At 71.6% G+C, this 16,134-nt stretch carries 17 protein-coding genes; 12 read left to right on the top strand and 5 right to left on the bottom strand.

Features of this window, described 5'->3' with window-relative positions:
• The first annotated feature begins 15 nt into the window (after positions 1-15).
• Positions 16-4,179, top strand: a complete 4,164-nt coding sequence (locus IC607_RS13525) for a hypothetical protein (protein ID WP_191787929.1) — start codon at positions 16-18, stop codon at positions 4,177-4,179.
• Positions 4,176-4,340 carry a hypothetical protein gene (locus IC607_RS13520; RefSeq protein WP_191787928.1) on the top strand — a complete coding sequence of 55 codons (165 nt, stop codon included), beginning with the start codon at positions 4,176-4,178 and terminating at the stop codon, positions 4,338-4,340. Before IC607_RS13525 ends, IC607_RS13520 begins: the two co-directional genes overlap by 4 nt.
• 10 nt (positions 4,341-4,350) lie before the next feature.
• Here the strand turns inward: IC607_RS13520 and IC607_RS13515 are convergent, their stop codons facing one another.
• Positions 4,351-5,511, bottom strand: coding sequence for an epoxide hydrolase family protein (locus IC607_RS13515; protein WP_191787927.1), 1,161 nt, complete (start codon positions 5,509-5,511; stop codon positions 4,351-4,353).
• A gap of 136 nt (positions 5,512-5,647) precedes the next feature.
• Between IC607_RS13515 and IC607_RS13510 the strand changes: the two genes are divergently transcribed.
• Complete coding sequence (locus IC607_RS13510; RefSeq protein WP_191787926.1) at positions 5,648-6,256, top strand: TetR/AcrR family transcriptional regulator; 609 nt, start codon at positions 5,648-5,650, stop codon at positions 6,254-6,256.
• Positions 6,257-6,293: 37 nt separating this feature from the next.
• Here the strand turns inward: IC607_RS13510 and IC607_RS13505 are convergent, their stop codons facing one another.
• The gene (locus IC607_RS13505; RefSeq protein WP_191787925.1) at positions 6,294-6,908 is read right to left on the bottom strand and encodes a response regulator transcription factor; all 615 of its coding nucleotides are present in this window, start codon (positions 6,906-6,908) and stop codon (positions 6,294-6,296) included.
• Positions 6,909-7,130: 222 nt separating this feature from the next.
• Here IC607_RS13505 and IC607_RS13500 point away from each other — a divergent pair, with 222 nt between their 5' ends.
• The 4 genes from IC607_RS13500 (at position 7,131) to IC607_RS13485 (ending at position 9,316) form a co-directional block, all read left to right on the top strand.
• Positions 7,131-7,955 carry an alpha/beta fold hydrolase gene (locus IC607_RS13500; protein WP_191787924.1) on the top strand — a complete coding sequence of 275 codons (825 nt, stop codon included), beginning with the start codon at positions 7,131-7,133 and terminating at the stop codon, positions 7,953-7,955.
• 96 nt (positions 7,956-8,051) lie between these two features.
• Positions 8,052-8,354: a DUF5808 domain-containing protein gene (locus IC607_RS13495; RefSeq protein WP_191787923.1), complete on the top strand. Its 303-nt coding sequence runs from the start codon at positions 8,052-8,054 to the stop codon at positions 8,352-8,354.
• 148 nt (positions 8,355-8,502) lie between these two features.
• Positions 8,503-9,054: a hypothetical protein gene (locus tag IC607_RS13490; protein WP_191787922.1), complete on the top strand. Its 552-nt coding sequence runs from the start codon at positions 8,503-8,505 to the stop codon at positions 9,052-9,054.
• A gap of 67 nt (positions 9,055-9,121) precedes the next feature.
• Entirely contained in the window at positions 9,122-9,316 is a 195-nt protein-coding gene (locus IC607_RS13485) for a hypothetical protein (protein ID WP_191787921.1), read from the top strand.
• Positions 9,317-9,379: 63 nt separating this feature from the next.
• Here the strand turns inward: IC607_RS13485 and IC607_RS13480 are convergent, their stop codons facing one another.
• Entirely contained in the window at positions 9,380-10,795 is a 1,416-nt protein-coding gene (locus IC607_RS13480) for a glycoside hydrolase family 18 protein (protein WP_191787920.1), read from the bottom strand.
• A gap of 143 nt (positions 10,796-10,938) precedes the next feature.
• Here IC607_RS13480 and IC607_RS13475 point away from each other — a divergent pair, with 143 nt between their 5' ends.
• The 4 genes from IC607_RS13475 (at position 10,939) to IC607_RS13460 (ending at position 12,495) form a co-directional block, all read left to right on the top strand.
• On the top strand, positions 10,939-11,400 hold the full coding sequence (locus IC607_RS13475) for a phage tail protein (protein ID WP_191787919.1): 462 nt from the start codon (positions 10,939-10,941) through the stop codon (positions 11,398-11,400).
• 68 nt (positions 11,401-11,468) lie between these two features.
• The gene (locus tag IC607_RS13470; RefSeq protein WP_370526228.1) at positions 11,469-11,837 is read left to right on the top strand and encodes a RidA family protein; all 369 of its coding nucleotides are present in this window, start codon (positions 11,469-11,471) and stop codon (positions 11,835-11,837) included.
• A 35-nt stretch (positions 11,838-11,872) separates the two neighbouring features.
• Positions 11,873-12,109, top strand: a complete 237-nt coding sequence (locus IC607_RS13465; protein ID WP_225225020.1) for an antitoxin — start codon at positions 11,873-11,875, stop codon at positions 12,107-12,109.
• On the top strand, positions 12,106-12,495 hold the full coding sequence (locus IC607_RS13460) for a type II toxin-antitoxin system VapC family toxin (RefSeq protein ID WP_191787918.1): 390 nt from the start codon (positions 12,106-12,108) through the stop codon (positions 12,493-12,495). Before IC607_RS13465 ends, IC607_RS13460 begins: the two co-directional genes overlap by 4 nt.
• A 2-nt stretch (positions 12,496-12,497) precedes the next feature.
• On the opposite strand, the gene IC607_RS13455 is transcribed toward IC607_RS13460, so the two are convergent.
• On the bottom strand, positions 12,498-13,115 hold the full coding sequence (locus IC607_RS13455) for a LysE family translocator (protein WP_191787917.1): 618 nt from the start codon (positions 13,113-13,115) through the stop codon (positions 12,498-12,500).
• Positions 13,116-13,204: 89 nt separating this feature from the next.
• Here IC607_RS13455 and IC607_RS13450 point away from each other — a divergent pair, with 89 nt between their 5' ends.
• The gene (locus IC607_RS13450) at positions 13,205-13,606 is read left to right on the top strand and encodes a hypothetical protein (RefSeq protein ID WP_191787916.1); all 402 of its coding nucleotides are present in this window, start codon (positions 13,205-13,207) and stop codon (positions 13,604-13,606) included.
• A 93-nt stretch (positions 13,607-13,699) separates the two neighbouring features.
• On the opposite strand, the gene bglX is transcribed toward IC607_RS13450, so the two are convergent.
• Positions 13,700-16,060, bottom strand: a complete 2,361-nt coding sequence (bglX, locus tag IC607_RS13445) for a beta-glucosidase BglX (protein WP_191787915.1) — start codon at positions 16,058-16,060, stop codon at positions 13,700-13,702.
• Positions 16,061-16,134: the final 74 nt, after the last annotated feature.

The following is a 16,134-nucleotide window of genomic DNA, read 5'->3' as shown; positions in this document are numbered from 1 at the left end:
GTCAGGCGGCGCACGGTGACAGCGACGACGACACCCACGGTCGTCCACTGCCACGTGCCCGTCACCGTCCGCGTGGTCGGCTACCCCGACGACGCGGCGCTCGACGCGCTGCGCGAGGCCGTGGGACGGCAGGTGCGCGATCGGCTCGCACAGGCGTCCCGCCTGCTCGCGGAGCGGGCCGACGAGGCGTCGTCGGCCGCGCCACGGCCGGTGGAGGACCCGCGCGAGGCCTACGACGAGGACCGCGACGACCCGGACGGGTACGGCGTGCCGTCCTACGACCGGCACGGCCAGCGCGTCCCCGTCCCGGTAACGCGCCCCTCCACCGGCCGTGGCTGGCGCGTGGTGCGCTCCGCCCACGTGCGGGCCCGGCTCGACGAGTTCACGGACTGGGTCGAGGAGGTGATGTCGGACGTCCCCGACCCGGCCCGGGGCAGCGTGCTGCCGCAGCGCGCGCTCTACGAGGACCTGGACGCGACCGAGGCCTACGTCGCGGTGTGGGTCGTCGAGGTGGAGGACGCGACGACGCTCGGCGACCTCATGCCACGGCTCGACTCCCGCGCACTCGAGCTGCTGGGCAACCGGCGCGGCCGGACCATCGCCTCGGGCGCGACCGTCTCGGACTCGGACGTGTCCCTGCTGGCGACGTTCGACACGGACGGCGAGATCGCCGGGCTGCCCCTGCTGCACCGGACGAACGCGCGCCGCGTGACGGGCAACGGTGCGGCCACGAGCCTGCTGCGCCGCGCCCGCCTGGTCTGGGCCGGCATGGAGGTCCCGGACATCACGCCGGCGACGCTGCTCGAGGCCGGCCCGGCGACGAGCCTGCGGCTCCCCCTGTCCGACGCGAGCCGCACGCTCGACACGGCCGGCTTCGCGGCGCACTACGGCTTCCCCTGGCAGCGGATGCTCGACGAGGCGGGGACGCGGCCCGTCCGCGTCGACGTGCTGCCGTTGCGCACCCGTCGCGACGTGGCCGAGAACGCCGTCGACCTCGCGGGCCGGATGCTGCTGTCCGAGGCCGGTCTGCCGGCCCCCGAGCCGGGCGCCGTCGTCGACCACTGGGTCGCGTACACCGACTCCCCCGGCGTGCCGGACGCCGTCCGCGACGCGGCCCTCGCCTGGGGGGCGACCCTTCCCGCGCTCACGCCGGCCCCCCGCCGCCGCGGCCCCGCGTCGCCCGCGGTGCAGGCCCGGGGCGGCACCGTCGTGGTCGCCGCGGGAGTCCACCTGCCGCTCGACGCCGAGACCGTGGGCGCCGCCCTCCTGCGTCCCGTGGGTCATGACCTGGCCCGGCAGATCCGCGACATCGTCTCGCGCGAGAGCCGCGACCTGGTGTGGCGTGCGGAGCTCGCGGCCTTCTTCAGCCGGACGCTGGGCGCCGCGGCGGACGTCCGTCCCGCCGGGGGCACGGCGTGGGAGTACGCGCTCGACGACCTCGACGCGGCCGGTGAGATCGACCACCTGGTCGAAGTCTGCGAGCGCCGGAGCCTGGGCACCACGGTCCTGGACCTGCTGGCCCACAGCCGCGCCACCCGGCACCGCACGCACCCGGCGTTCGTGGCGCTCTGCGAGCGGATGACCCGGCGCTGGCTGGACGCGCGCGCGAACACCTACCACGCGGGCGACGAGACGAGCGCGGGCACCGTCGACATCGACCGCGACGAGGACCGCCGTCTGACGGTCGGCGTGCCGGGCCGCGACGTGCTGGGCCGGGTCAGCTCCGCCTTCGTCGCCGAGCGCAAGGAGAAGGAGCTCAAGGCCGAGGCGGCCGAGCGGTTCCGGGCGGCCATCGAGGCCGAGCGCGACGCGCTCTTCCAACGCCTGGCGGCCGGCACCGACCCGCGCGAGATCACGTCGGAGGACTTCCTGCGGGAGGTCGTCGGCAACGCGTGCGAGCGCGCGCACATCACCGACGACGACTTCGAGAAGGTGACGATCCAGACCAGCCTGCGCCTGGTGGGCGTCGACTACACGCCCATCCACGACCTGCCCATGTGGACCGTGCGACTGGAGAAGGTGGAGCGCCGCGAGGGTGGTACGTGGACCACGGTCGGGGAGGTGTTCAGCCGCTCGGCCGACGAGTTCGAGGCGGCCATCGTCTACATGCGCCTGGGCAAGGCCGGCGAGTTCTACCAGGCGCTCGGCATCGCGATCACGGTGATCGGGGTCATCGCGATCGCGTGGGAGGCGGGCCTGATCGCGGCCCTCGTCTCGGCCGGCGGCGGCGCCAAGGTGGTGCTCGCGTCGATCGCGATCAGCGAGCTCATCTACGTCGTGCGCGTGCTGTTCTTCAACGCTCGGCTCAGCGTCGAGGGCTTCCTCATGGCCGCCGTCGAGGGGTACCTGGGGGCGGTCGGGTTCCGCGGCGCTGCCATGGTCGCGGCGCCCATCGGACGCGCGATCGGCACCGCGACCGTGCGCCGGGTGTGGACCGGCATCGTGCTCGAGAAGCTGACGATCGGCATCGTCGGCGGGTCCACCTCCGCGCTGCTGTCGCGGTTCGCGCGCGACGTCGTCGACATCGCCGTGCACGACGGCCACCTCTCGAGCTGGCGGACGTACGTCCGCGAGATGGCGATCGGCTCGGCGATGGGCGTGCTCGCCGAGTTCTCCGTGGCTCCCGTCATGCGCGCCCTCGGCTCCGGCGGGCGCACCGCCCGCACGGTCGTCGGCGACCTGGTGACCCAGCTCCGCCAGGAGGGCTACACGCTGGCCAACTTCGGTGCCGCGGCCACCGAGGCGCTCGCGAACATGCGGGCGTCCGCCGTCCTGTTCGCCAACGACATCGCCGTGAGCGCGCTGACCGGCGAGTTCCGGCAACGCATCACCCAGATCTTCGCCGAGTGGGCCGCATCGGCGACGGCCCGACGCGTGCTGGAGCTGTCCGGCGCGCAGTTCAGCCGGCAGGCGGTGCGCGGCCTGGAGATCTTCATGGCCGCGGCGGACCAGCCCGCCTCAGCCGAGGCCGCACGCCGTCTCGCCGCCACGTTCGCCGGCGATGCCCAGGGTGCCGTCCGGCTCATGGAGGTGCTGTCGATGCTGGAGCCGGCGCAGGCGCAGCACCTGATGACGGGCACGTTCTCGACGACCACCGACATGGCCGCGTTCCTCAGCCGCATCTCCCGGTACACCCCCGACCAGCAACGCGGCATCCTCGCGCTGCTCGGGGAGGCCGGGCTCGTCGCCCGTCCCGCGGGCGCCGGCAGCACCGCCGCCGAGATCGCCGAGCGTCAGCTCGAGGGGGCGCTCCGGGTCCAGGCCGAGGCCGCCCACCGTGAGGCGGCCCAGCTGCGCCGGCAGGCGAACGAGCTGCTGGACCAGGCGGTCGCGGCCGACCAGGCCGGCCGTCGTACGCGGGCCGACAACCTGCTGGCCGAGGCCGCGCGCCGCGATGCCGAGGCCACGGCGGCGACCCGCGAGGCCGACGCGCTCGCCGCCGGCGCGGTCACCCCCGGCAGCCCACCGCGCGTGGGCGACGTTCCCGTCGAGCTCCCGGGCGACGACGCGGCGGCCCTGGCCGACGAGCTCGACGCCGCGCTCGGAGCGCTCGAGGCCGGCACCGGCACCCGCCAGCAGGGCGTGTGGATCCAGCTCCCGGCCCGCGTCCCCGGCCCGGACCAGGCCCGCGCGCTCAGCAGGCTCATGTTCACGTCCCGCAGCGGCAACCCCGTGGTGTTCCGCATCGAGGGCGGCACCGGCGACGTGGCGCGCCGCAGCCGCGAGTACATCAGCATCGACGCCACGGGCCGGACGCGGATCCGGACGGGCGGCGACAAGCTGAACATCAACATCGGCTCGTTCGAGCGGGCCGTCGAGTTCATCCTCGAGGCGAGGCCCGGCGCTCGGCTGAAGATGTTCGAGATCGACGCCGGCTACCTGCGCAACCTGCGCTCGGTCATCACCCCGGAGCAGGGAGCCGCCACGGTCCTGGCCCCCGTCGACGCCGCGGGCAACGTCATCCCGGGCGCTGCGCCCGTGACGACGCCCGGTCGCATCTCTGATGTGCAGGGTGCCGGCCGCTACGTCGACACCCGCCAGGCCGCCGACCAGCTCCAGCTCGACGGGCCCATCGCCGCCGAGATGAACGACTTCATCATCCCGAACACCGGCCGCGTGCTCGAGTACAACGCCCGCACCCGCACGGGCGGCACCGGTGGATCAGGAGGGACACCGTGAAGATCGTCGTGCACGCGCCCACGCTCACGTCGTCGGACGACGACCGCGTCGCTGCGGCGGTCCTCGCGGCCGTGCGGACCGAGCTGCGCCGCCTGGACGCCGACGACGAGGCCGACGCCGACCCCAGGAGCTCGTCGACCGCGGACGCGCGCACGAAGTGATGGAGATCGGTCAACCGCGCAGGCTCCGCAGTCCCGTGCGAAGCTCGGCGACGAGTACGTCGGGCTGTTCGAGCGCCGCGAAGTGCCCGCCCGCCTCGGCCTGGCCGACATGGATCAGGTCCGCGTAGGTGTCGTCGATCCAGGTGCGCGGCATCCGCGGGACGTCGCGCGGAAACACGGTGACCGCGACGGGCAGGGTGAGCCTGGGGCCGGACATCGTGGCGGACCGGTTCTCCCAGTAGATGCGTGCCGACGAGGCCGCGCTGTTGGTGAACCAGGCCAGCGAGATCTCGTCGAGCATGACGTCCACGGGCAGAGCCTGCTCCGCGAGCCCGTCGTTGTCCGTCTTCGACTGGTACTTCTCGTAGATCCAGGCCGCTTGGCCGGCCGGCGAGTCCGCCAGCGCGTAGCCGACGGTCTGCGGCCGGGTGCCCTGCAGATGGTTGGACCCGCCGAGCGGACCACCGTAGAGCGCGAGGCCGTCCACGGCTCGCCGCTCGTCGGACGTGAGCTCGACCGGGAGGGGCTCCGGGACGACGTAGGGCGTGCTCAGGTGGATCCCGAGCAGCCCGTCGGGCCGCTTCGCACCGAGGGCTGTGGTCACGACCGCACCCCAGTCCCCACCGTGGGCGACCCATCGGTCGTAGCCGAGCCGCGACATCAGCTCGGTCCACGCGTCGGCGATGCGGGCGACGTCCCAGCCCGTGCCGGTCGGTTTGCCCGAGAAGCCGAAGCCCGGCAACGACGGGACCACGACGTCGAACGCGTCCTCGGCCCGTCCCCCGTGTGCGACGGGGTCCGTGAGCGGGCCGATCATCGGCAGGAAGTCGACGAAGGACCCCGGCCACCCGTGCGTCAGGACCAGCGGCATCGCGTGCGGGCACGGGGAGCGCACGTGCACGACGTGGATGTCGGTCCCGTCGATCTCGGTGCGGAACTGGGGGAAGGCGTTGACCTGGGACTCGAGGCGCCGCCAGTCGTACGCGTGCAACCAGTGCTCGACGAGCGATCGAGCGTTCTCGAGACGGACGCCCTGCGACCAGTCGGGGACGGTCTCCGGGTCGGGCCAGCGGGTCCGAGCCAAGCGCTCCTTCAGGTCGTCGATCTCCGAGTCCGGGACTGCGACGCGGAACGGGCGGATGGTCGTGGGTGCGATGTCGGACGTGGTCATAGCGCCTGCCTCCTCTGCCGGTGGGACGTGCTGCGGTGGGACGTGCCGCGTGGGACGTGCCGCGGCGCGGCGAGCGGTGTTGCACACCGATGTGCAATCTACGTCCGTTGCACACCGATGTGCAATGATGGCGTCCATGCCGACGAGGTCCACCGAGCCGCGTGGCCGCGGCCCTACACGGGAGCGGATCCTGGATGCCGCGATCGAGGTCCTCGGTACCGCCCCGGATGCCGGCATGGGCGAGATCGCGGCCGCCGCGGGCGTCGTCCGCCGGACCGTCTACGGCTACTTCCCGTCCCGCTCCGACCTCCTGCCGGCGCTCGCCGCGCGCGCCGCGACGGAGATCGCAGCCGTCCTGGCCGCGAGCGACCCTCCCGGCGTGCCGGCCGACGCCGCCTGGGCAGCGTTCGTCGGCCGGCTCTGGCCGCTCGTGCATCGCTACCGTGTCCTCGTCGTCCTGCGACGAGGCGAGCTCGGGGTCGCCATCCATGCGGCACTCGCCCAGGTGGAGGCGCCGCTCACCGCGCTCGTCCGACGCGGTCAGGACGACGGGGTCTTCGAACGCCACCTGCCCGCCGACGTCCTCAGCCAGCTGGCCTGGTCGGCCGTCTTCACCGTCGCCGACCACGACCCTGCTCGCGAGAGGGTCACCCTCCCCGCGGTGACCACGGGGAGCCTGCTCGTCCTCGGCGTCCCCCACGCCCGAGCGCTCGACCTGGCCGAGGGGCGCGTGCCCCTGCCCTGACGGGGCCGCCGCCGCGAGCGCGACGGTTCGTGTCGCCTCAGACCGCAGGCTCGAGGGCCGCGCGCGACAGCAGGCCGGTGTCGCGGGCCAGGAGGACCGCGCTCAGGCGGTCGTGGCAGTCGAGCTTGCGGTACGCCTGCTCGAGGTGCTTGTGCACGGTGCGGACGCTGATGCCGCACCGTCGCGCCACCGCACCGGACGTGAGGCCGCGTCCGACGAGCGCGAGGATCTGAGCCTCGCGGGCAGTCAGGACGTCGCTCGCCGCGGCGGCCGTCGGACGTCGGTGCATCCCGGGGTCGGCGAGGACGGGCACGATGCGCTCCGCGGCCGCGACGTCGTCGGCGTCGAAGCCGCCCGGACGCTCCAGCCGCCAGGCCGCCAGCCCCGAGGCCCCCGCGCGGACCACGAGCACGATCGCGCCGTCGTCGTCGATCGCCGGCCGCAGCAGTGGCCGCCGGACCAAGGCACCCGCGGGGACCGCGAGCGCCGGACGGGGGGCGATCGCACCCTCGTCATCCCAGCACGTCAGGCGCGACCGCCCCCGGACGTCCTGCTCGACGAGGGTCAACGCCGTGCAACCGAGCGCGCGCGCCACGAGCCGGATCCCGGTCGCCCGGTACCCGGTCCATCCCGCCGCCGTCGGCTCGCCCATACGAGTGAAGAACCGGGCCTCCGTGCGGAGATACTCGGTTGCCCCGGGCGCAGCGTCCGGTGCGGACGTACCAAGAACGGCGAACGACACGAAAGCCCTGGTCACGCACTGTTCACATGCCCGTAGCACCGTCGCCGCGCGCACAGGTGTGAGCGCTCATACGCTCGAACCACCCCGGTCCGACGCGACCGCGGTCACCCATCAGAACCACGGAGGATGCACATGGGCACGATCACCACTCCTGACGGTGTCGAGATCTTCTACAAGGACTGGGGCTCGGGTCAGCCGCTCGTGTTCAGCCACGGCTGGCCGTTGTCGTCGGACGACTGGGACGCGCAGCTCATGTTCTTCGTCCAGCACGGCTACCGCGTCATCGCGCACGACCGTCGCGGCCACGGCCGCTCGGAGCAGGTCAGCGACGGTCACGACATGGACCACTACGCCGACGACCTCGCCGCGCTCACTGCGCACCTGGACCTGCACGACGCCGTCCACATCGGCCACTCCACGGGCGGCGGCGAGGTGGTCCACTACATCGCCCGCCACGGCGAGGACCGGGTGTCGAAGGCCGTCCTGATCGCCGCCGTTCCGCCGATCATGGTCCAGACCCAGTCGAACCCGGGCGGGCTGCCGAAGGAGGTCTTCGACGGCATCCAGGAGCAGGTCGCGACCAACAGGGCCAACCTCTACCTGGACTTCCCGTCGACCGCGTTCTACGGGTTCAATCGCCCCGGTCGCGAGCCGCAGCAGGCGGTCATCGAGAACTGGTGGCGCCAGGGGATGATGGGCAGCGCCAAGGCCCACTACGACGGCGTCGTCGCGTTCTCCCAGACCGACTTCACCGAGGACCTGAAGAAGATCACCGTCCCCACGCTCGTCATGCACGGCGACGACGACCAGGTCGTCCCGTATGCCGACTCCGGCCCGCTGTCGGCCGAGCTGCTGCAGAACGGCACTCTCAAGACGTACGCAGGCTTCCCGCACGGCATGCCGACCACGGAGGCGGCGACGATCAACGCCGACCTGCTCGAGTTCATCCGGTCCTGACCACGACGCAGGGCGGCCCGGAGCACGCCGGGCCGCCCTGCGCGTCGTCCCGTCGCGGTGGATAGTGGGACGACCACGGCTGACCGGGGAGATGCGATGTCCGACAAGCATGCGAAGGGCCCGCGCAAGGTTCGACGGGTGATCCGGCTCGTCACGCTCGGGCTCGCGGTCGCCGCCGTGGTCAAGGAGATCCGCACACCGGCCGACGAGCGCGAGTGGCACGGCGTCGTCGTCGGCTTCGTGCCCTACGACTTCCGGGTCCCGACCGTCGCGCGCGTCAAGGAGCGCATGTGGGACCCGGACAGCGCGCACCTGGTCAACCCGCGCGTGTTCGGCGTGGGCTGGACCGTCAACGTCGGGCGGATGATCTCGGGCGCCCGACGACGCATCGCGGCGTAGGCACACGCCTCCTGGCAAACTCTCTCAGCGCGCGAGGCGCGGTGAGATGCGCCCCCACCTCCCCCGGCAGACAGTGGAGGTCCGCGAGCGTCGCCCATGATCGGGACAAGGTCCAAGGGTCGACGTCGCGCCAGCGAAAGAGATCATCGTGGTCACCTCCAACCTGCTCGTCCGTTCGCTCCACGACGTCGGCGCAGCCGCCTGGTTCGGCGGGTCCCTCATGGGGGCCGTCGGCCTGAACGGCGCTTCGAAGAGCGTCAACGACCCCACCGACCGCCTGCCGACGGCGTCCGTCGGCTGGGCGAGGTGGGCCCCGGTCAGCGCGGGTGCCATCGTGGCGCACGTCGCGGGCGGAATCGGCCTCATCGTCGCCAACCGCGGTCGTGTCGCCCACCAGAAGGGTGCAGGCGCGAACACCGCGGTCAAGTCCCTGCTCACGGTGGCGGCCGTGGGGACCACCGTCTACAGCGGCTACCTGGGCACCAAGCTCGCTTCAGCAGGCTCCGTCCCCTCCGGCGGCGGCGTGACGCCGACGTCCGACACACCCCCCGACGTCGCGGGTGTGCAGCGCAGGCAGCGCGTCCTGGAGTGGGTGACGCCGGCCCTCGTCGCCTCGCTCGTCGTGCTCGGGGCGCAGCAGGGTGAGCAGCAGCGACCCGCCAACCTCGTCGCGGGCGTCCGGGCCAAGCTCGCGCGGTGACCTCCGGTCCGGGCCCTGACGACGGGGCCCGGACCCTCGTCCCGCTTCCCCTGCGGCCGACGGCCGGTTGAGCGCGGCGGACGAGGTCGACCCCGACGTCACGACCGAGGGCGATGTACCGACCGAGCGCGCCGACCTCGACGAGCAGACCGCCGGCAGCGCACCCGCCGACGAGAGCCGCGTGGCCACCATCCCCAGCGACGCCCCTCGCCCCACGGCGGACGCGACCCCGCAGGAGCTCGACGCCAACCGCCGCGTCTGACGAGCCGCACGAACGGCGAGGGCTCCCGATCCGATGGATCGGGAGTCCTCGCCGTCGTGGCAGCTACTGCAGGACGGGCGCCAGCGCGTTGATCAGCGCGTGGCTGTCGGAGTCCTGGCTGATCTCCCACGCCATCGCGCCGCGCAGGTTGAGCGTCTTGATGAGCTTGGTCCGCTCACCGATCGAGCGGGGGCTGGAGAACGCGATCACGGTCGGCACGGTCGCGGCGCCGGTGGTGAGCTCGTGCGACGCGGCCGGGTTGAACAGGTAGGGCTCACCGGCGAGCGGGTTCCAGTAGGCCGTGTACCCGGCACCGCCCGTGGTGCCGGCGGCGTCCACGTACCCGCCCACGTCGACCAGCGCGTGGTAGGTCGGCTGCGGGGCGACGTCGGGCGCCAGCGAGTTCACGTCGGTCCCCGTGTTGTCGAACGGCGTGTACAGGCCGTGGTTGGCCGTCCCGGTGCGCAGGTACTGCTGGCCGTAGAACGGGACGCCGACGACGATCTTGCTGGCCGGGACCCCGTTGAGCAGGTAGTGCGCGACCGTCCCGGCGGTGTTCCAGGTGAGGTTCTTGGCGTTGGGGTCGCGAGGGTCGGGCGTGAACAGCGTGTTGTGCGCGGCCTTCGGCCCGCTCGCGACGTTGAAGTCGTACGTCATCACGTTGTCCCAGTCGAAGTACTTGCTGATCTCCTTCAGCTCGAAGTACTTCGTCGAGCTCGTCGCCGCGGGCAGCGCTGCCGTGAGCAGGTAGTGCTTGCCGGTCGTCTTGCCGTACGCGTCGAGCTGCTTGCGGAACTCGGCGGCCAGCAGGGTCGCGTTGTGCCGGTCGGCGGGGCCCGGGTTGACGTTGCCGTCGGCGACCTGGGTCGGGTACTCCCAGTCGATGTCGATGCCGTCGAAGAGCCCGGCCGCGGCCCCGTCTCCCCCGGCGTTCTCCGGCCACCCACCGCCGGCCAGGTTGCCCTTGATGAAGGTGTCGATGCACGACGAGACGAAGGCCTTGCGGAGCTCGGGCGTCGAGGCGAGCGTCGAGAACCACGTCGACTTCGTCCAGCCACCCAGCGAGATCTCCACCTTGAGGTGCGGGTTGGCGGCCTTGAGCTTGCGCAGCTGGTTGAAGTTGCCGAACAGGTGCTGGTCGGGGTTGCTCGGGTCGTCGGGGACACCGTCGACGGTGTTCTCCGGTCCCCAGTAGACCTGCTGGTAGTCGGCCCACGGGTCCACGGGGTCGCAGCTGGCCCTGCCGGTGGCCGCGTCGTACCCCGGCACGCCGAACGCGTACTGGATGACGTTGAGCTTGTCGACGGGGATGTCCTTGACGTAGTAGCCGCGGCCGTAGACGTCCCAGTCGGCGAAGTAGGCGGTGACGACCTTCTTCGGGACGTCGGGCGACGACGACGTCGCCTGGGCGGACTGCGGGACGACGAGGGCCGCGGCGAGGCCGAGGGCGGCCGTGGCGAGAACGCGAGTGCGGAGCATGGGGGTCTCCCGGGGCTAATTAGTAAATGTTCCTGCCTAATAGGCGCATTCACACAGTACGGCCCGGTGTCCGATTCGTGTCAAGAGTCTGTTTTCGTCACGCGGTAGTGTCACGCGGGTCGGTCCAGGTCAGGAGGGTGCACGTGTCGTACGTCGTCGACTTCACCGAGGTGTCCACCGCGGGGCTGGAATCCTCGCCCGTGGCCGAGGCCCTCGCCGGCCTGCGTGCCAACGAGGCGCGCTACTTCACGAACAAGTACGACCACACGTTCACGGTCGACCCGGCCGACGAGGCCTCGTCGATCGTCGAGTACGTGCACGAGGTCCTGCGCACCGAGCGCGACCTGGTCATCGCGTCGCCACCGCTCGAGGCCACGCAGTTCGAGGTCGACGGCGTCCGCTGGTCCTACGTCTTCTACGAGTCGGGCTTGTCGATCAACGTGCTCTACACGCTCGCCGACGGCGGCAAGCGCGCGGTCGGGTTCAAGCTGTCCGACGGCATGGACGTGCCCGACGAGCTGTCCGCGTTCAGGTTCGCGCGGCAGAAGTCGAAGCTCGCGGGAACGATCCGCGGCTCGTACTTCGTCATCAAGGGCGAGCACTGAACGGCACGACGGGCGCGCGAGCGGATGGCGCGACGGGCGCCGCCGTCCGCCTCGTCCGCGCACCCGCGTTGTGCGACGCGCCGTACGCCTACGCCTCGACGGTCGACCGCGATGCACGCCTGATCTTCCTGGCGGGTGCGTGCCCGCTCGACGAGGCCGGGTCGGTGACGCCGATCGGCGACTACGCGGGCCAGGCGTCGCGATGCATCGACAATCTCACCGCGGCACTCGGCGCAGCCGGCGCGGCCATCGAGGACGTCGTCAGCACCCGGGTGCTCGTCGCGTCCTCCGAGCGCTCCGACCTCGGCATCGTGTGGGACGTGGTGCACCACGCATTCGGGGAGCACGACGTGCCCAGCACCCTGCTAGGCGTCACCGTGCTGGGGTACGAGCACCAACTGGTGGAGATCGAGGCGGTCGCCGCCGTCGTCGGCTGAGGCGACTCCGGGCCTCGTGCTTGCACGCTGCTAGCATGACCATCGTGACCACCTTGTACATTCGCGACGTGGCTGACGACGTCGCCCAGACGCTGAAGGAGCGCGCGGCTGAGGCGGGGACGTCGCTCTCGGCGTACGTCGCCGTCGAGCTCGCCAAGCTCGCGGCCCGTCCGACGAACGCCGAGGTCGCCGCTCGCCTTCGAACGCAGGACCGCGCGGACGGACCGTCGGCCGAGGACATCGTCGCCGAGGTCGGCGCCGGCCGACGATGATCGTCGTCGACGCCTCGGCGATGGTCGAGGCGCTCGTCGGCCGCAGCCCCACCGCCGCGCTCCTCGATGCCTTGGCCGGCGACATCAGCGCGCCGCACACCCTGGACGTCGAGGTCCTGTCCGTGCTCCGCGGCCTGGTGCTGGGTCGCAAGATCACGCCGGCCATCGCTGACCAGGCACGACGCGACTACTTCGCGTTCACGATCGTGCGGCACGAGCTCGAACCGCTCGCCGACAGAATCTGGCACCTGCGCCACCAGTTCACCGCATACGACGCGTCCTACCTCGCGCTGGCCACCGCACTCGGCTGCCCGTTGTACACGTGCGATGCCAAGCTCGTCGGGGCGCCCGGATCCGAGATCCTTCTCGTGCGCCCCGCGCGGTGACGTCAGCCCTCGACCGCGAGTGCCGCGGCGAACCCGACGAACGTCACGCCGGCCACTCCTTCGAGGCGACGACGCGCCCGCCCTGACGCCAGCACGCGCCGCGCCGCATCGGCCCCTGCCACCACCACGAGCAGGACGACCATGCCGACGGCGGTGGCGGTCAGCGCGTAGGTGAGCAGCTGCGCGAGGCCCGCGTCGTGCGAGACGAACTGCGGCAGCACCGACAGGTTGAACGCGAGCACCTTGGGGTTCGTGATGTTGCACAAGAAGCCCTGCCGGAACGCCGCCCGCGGCCGCACCGCGCGTTCGTCGATGACGACGACGTCCGCCTGCCGCCCCGCGATCGCCGACTGGAGCGCCCGCGCACCGAGGTACAGCAGGTAGGCGACCCCTGCCCAGCGGATCGCCTCGAACGCCGGGCGGGACGCGACGATGACCGCCCCCAGCCCGGACGCCGCCAGCACTCCTTGCACGGCACCCGCCACCGTGACACCCGCGAGCGTCCAGAATCCGATGCGCCTGCCCCGCATGACCGTGCTGCTCGTCGTCAGCAGCATGTCCGGGCCCGGGATCAGCGCGAGCACCAGCGCGAACGCGAGGAACGGGAGGTAGTGCGCCACGAGCGCGATCGTAGGTCCCGTGGGCTGGCGGCCGCTACGGCCTGATTGCCGGTGCGCGCCCACGCGCGGCAGCGTGTGACGATCGATCCGTGAAGCGTCAGAAGTCGTTCGCCGAGACCCTGGCCGAGGTCAAGGCGATGCCGCCGCGCGCCCGTGACGTGCGCCCCGGCGAGTACAACGCCGATGGCGACCTGTTCGACCCGGCCGGCACGCTCCTGACGCGGGCGAAGGCCAGCATCACGACAGCCGACGCGAGGGCTCTGGTCGCCGACGGTGCGCTCCTGGCGGCGGAGGGATGCGGCTGCGGTGGATCGTCGGGCTGCGAGATCGACTGGATCGCCGACGACGACCGCGCCAAGCTTCGGGACACCTCAGGGCCTGTGCTCGCGGGGCGGCGACGCACGCCGACGTGGATCGACCTCTGGGAGGGTGCGGGCAGTGTCGTCGTCTTCGCCCACGGCGACGTCCGATGGGGCGGCATGCTCGGCTGATCTGCGCCGCGAGCGGCGTGAGCCGGGCGCGACGAGACGCCACGGCGCTCCCAGGTGCACCGCGGCGCTCGCCCAGATGGGGTCAGGGTGTCGTCACCGCGTGACCATGAACGAGGTCGTCATCGTCGCGCCCGACGAGTCCCCGCCGTAGACCTCGATCTCCCCGGGCTCCACGACGAAGTTGCCCTGGTTGTCGTGGAAGCCGAAGTCGGTCTTGTCGAGCGTGAACGTCACCTTCTTCGACTCCCCTGCCGCCAGCGTCACCCGCTCGAAGCCGCGCAGCCGGCGCACCGGCTGGGACATGCTCGCCACCGGGTCGTGGATGTAGAGCTGGGCGACGTCGTCCCCGGCGCGGTCACCGGTGTTCTTCACGACCATCGAGACCGTGACCTGCCCGTTGCGTCCGATGCTGGTGCGGCTCAGGTTCAGCTTCGAGACGTCGAACGTCGTGTAGCTGAGGCCGTAGCCGAACTCGAAGAGCGGGTCGCACGTCGGCAGGTCGCGGTACCGCGCGTTCCACTTGAACGTCGCGTCGCACGGGCGACCCGACGGCTCGTGGTTGTAGTAGTACGGCACCGTTCCGACGCCCCGTGGGAATGAGACCGGGAGCTTGCCGCCCGGGTTGACCTTGCCGTACAGGACGTCGGCGACCGCGTTGCCGCCCTCGGTCCCCGGGAACCAGGCCTCGAGGATCGCGGCCGGCTTGTCGACGACGGCCGTCAGGTCGAGCGGGTGCCCGTTGAGCAGCACGACGACGACGGGCTTGCCGGTGGCCGCGACCGCATTGAGCAGCTCCTCCTGGTGGCCCGGGAGGTCGAGCTGGCTGCGGCTGTTGGACTCGCCGCTCATGAACCCGCTCTCGCCGAGGGCGAGCACCACCTGGTCGGCGTTCTTTGCCGCCGCCACGGCGTCCTCGATGTCTGTCCCATCGGTCCCCGGACCGGCGCACACCTCGTCGTCGGCCGTGATCGGCGGCGTGGCGTTGTTGGGCGGGTCGAAGTTGTGCGCCAGGTTGCACGCCGCCGCGTACGTGACGGTGCCCGCGCTGGCCGCCTTGAGTCCGTCGATCAGCGTGACGAACTTCGGTGCCAGGTCGTCGGACCCACGACCGGACCACGGGCCGAGCATCTCGTCGACCGTCTGGCCGAACGGCCCGATCAGTGCCGTCGACTTGCTGGCGTCGAGCGGGAGCGCCTTGCCCTCGTTCTTCAGCAGCACCATCGACCTCGCCGCGGCCGTCCGTGCCTTCGCCAGGTCGGCCGGCTTGCCGTAGCTCGCGGCGCTGCCGGCCTTGGCGACGTCGACGTAGGGGTGGTCGAAGAGCCCGGCCCGGAACTTGACGCGGAGGATGCGCTTCACGGCGTCGTCGAGGCGCGCCATCGTGATCTTGCGGTCCTTGAGCAGCTCCGTCCCGTAGTCGCGCAGGTACGTGCTGACCATCTCCGAGTCGGTGCCGGCCATGAGGGCTGCGGCACCTGCATCGGGCCCGTCGGCCGCGATGCCGTGCCCGCACGGTCCGTCGTCGGGCCGCACCGGTGGGCACGCACGCAGCTCGGCGACCGCGGTGTAGTCGCTCTCGATGAAGCCGTCGAATCCCCACTCCTTCTTCAGGATGTCGGTCTCGGTGTACTTGTTGGCGCAGCCGGGAACGCCGTTGAGCGCGTTGAACGAGCACATGACGGTGCCGGCACCCGCGTCGATGGCCGCCTTGAAGGGCGGCAGGTACGTGTTGCGCAGGACGGACTCGGACATGTCGGTGGTGTTGTAGTCGCGACCGCCCTCGGCCGCGCCGTACCCGACGTAGTGCTTCACGCTCGCGACGACCTTGTCCGGAGCGCTGTAGTCCGTGCCCTGCGTGCCCTTCACACGGGCCGCCGCCATCACTGCGCCGAGGTACGGGTCCTCCCCGGCCCCTTCGACGATGCGCCCCCACCGCGGCTCGTGCGACACGTCGACCATCGGGCTGTACACCTGCTTGAGGCCCTGGATGGCGGACTCCTTCGCGCCGACGGCCGCGTCGGCTCGCGCGACCGCGGGGTCGAAGGAGCTCGCGGCCCCGAGCGGCACCGGGAAGATCGTTCGGTAGCCGTGGATCGTGTCGTAGGCGAACAGGATGGGGATGTGCAGCCGAGACTGCTCGACCGCGACGCGCTGCAGGTGGTTGATCTGCTCCGCGTCGACCAGGCTGAACACCGAGCCCACGCCGGCCTTGGCGTTGGCGTCGGTGACCTGCCCGTCCGAGAGCAGCTGGACCTGTTGCAGCTTCTCCTTCGTCGTCATCTTGGCGAGCAGACGGTTGACCTTCTGCTCGATCGTCCTGGCGGCTGGTTGACGTGTCGTCGCCAACGCCTGTTCCTCGCTGGACATGTTGGCCGCTACGGCGCTTCCTCCCGCCGCCAGCACGAGTGCGAACGCTGCGCCGATCGCCGCGGTCCGCCTCCCGATCCTTGCCATGGTGAACACCTCCGATTTTCGCCATTGATCACCGGACCGGTTTGACTGTTCTCCTCCGAGGGAGGGCGGGCAAA

The organism is Cellulomonas sp. JH27-2 (genome assembly GCF_014837175.1).
GTDB lineage: Bacteria > Actinomycetota > Actinomycetes > Actinomycetales > Cellulomonadaceae > Cellulomonas.
Note: the sequence above shows the minus strand (reverse complement) of the source record. Positions and strands in the feature narration are given on the sequence as shown.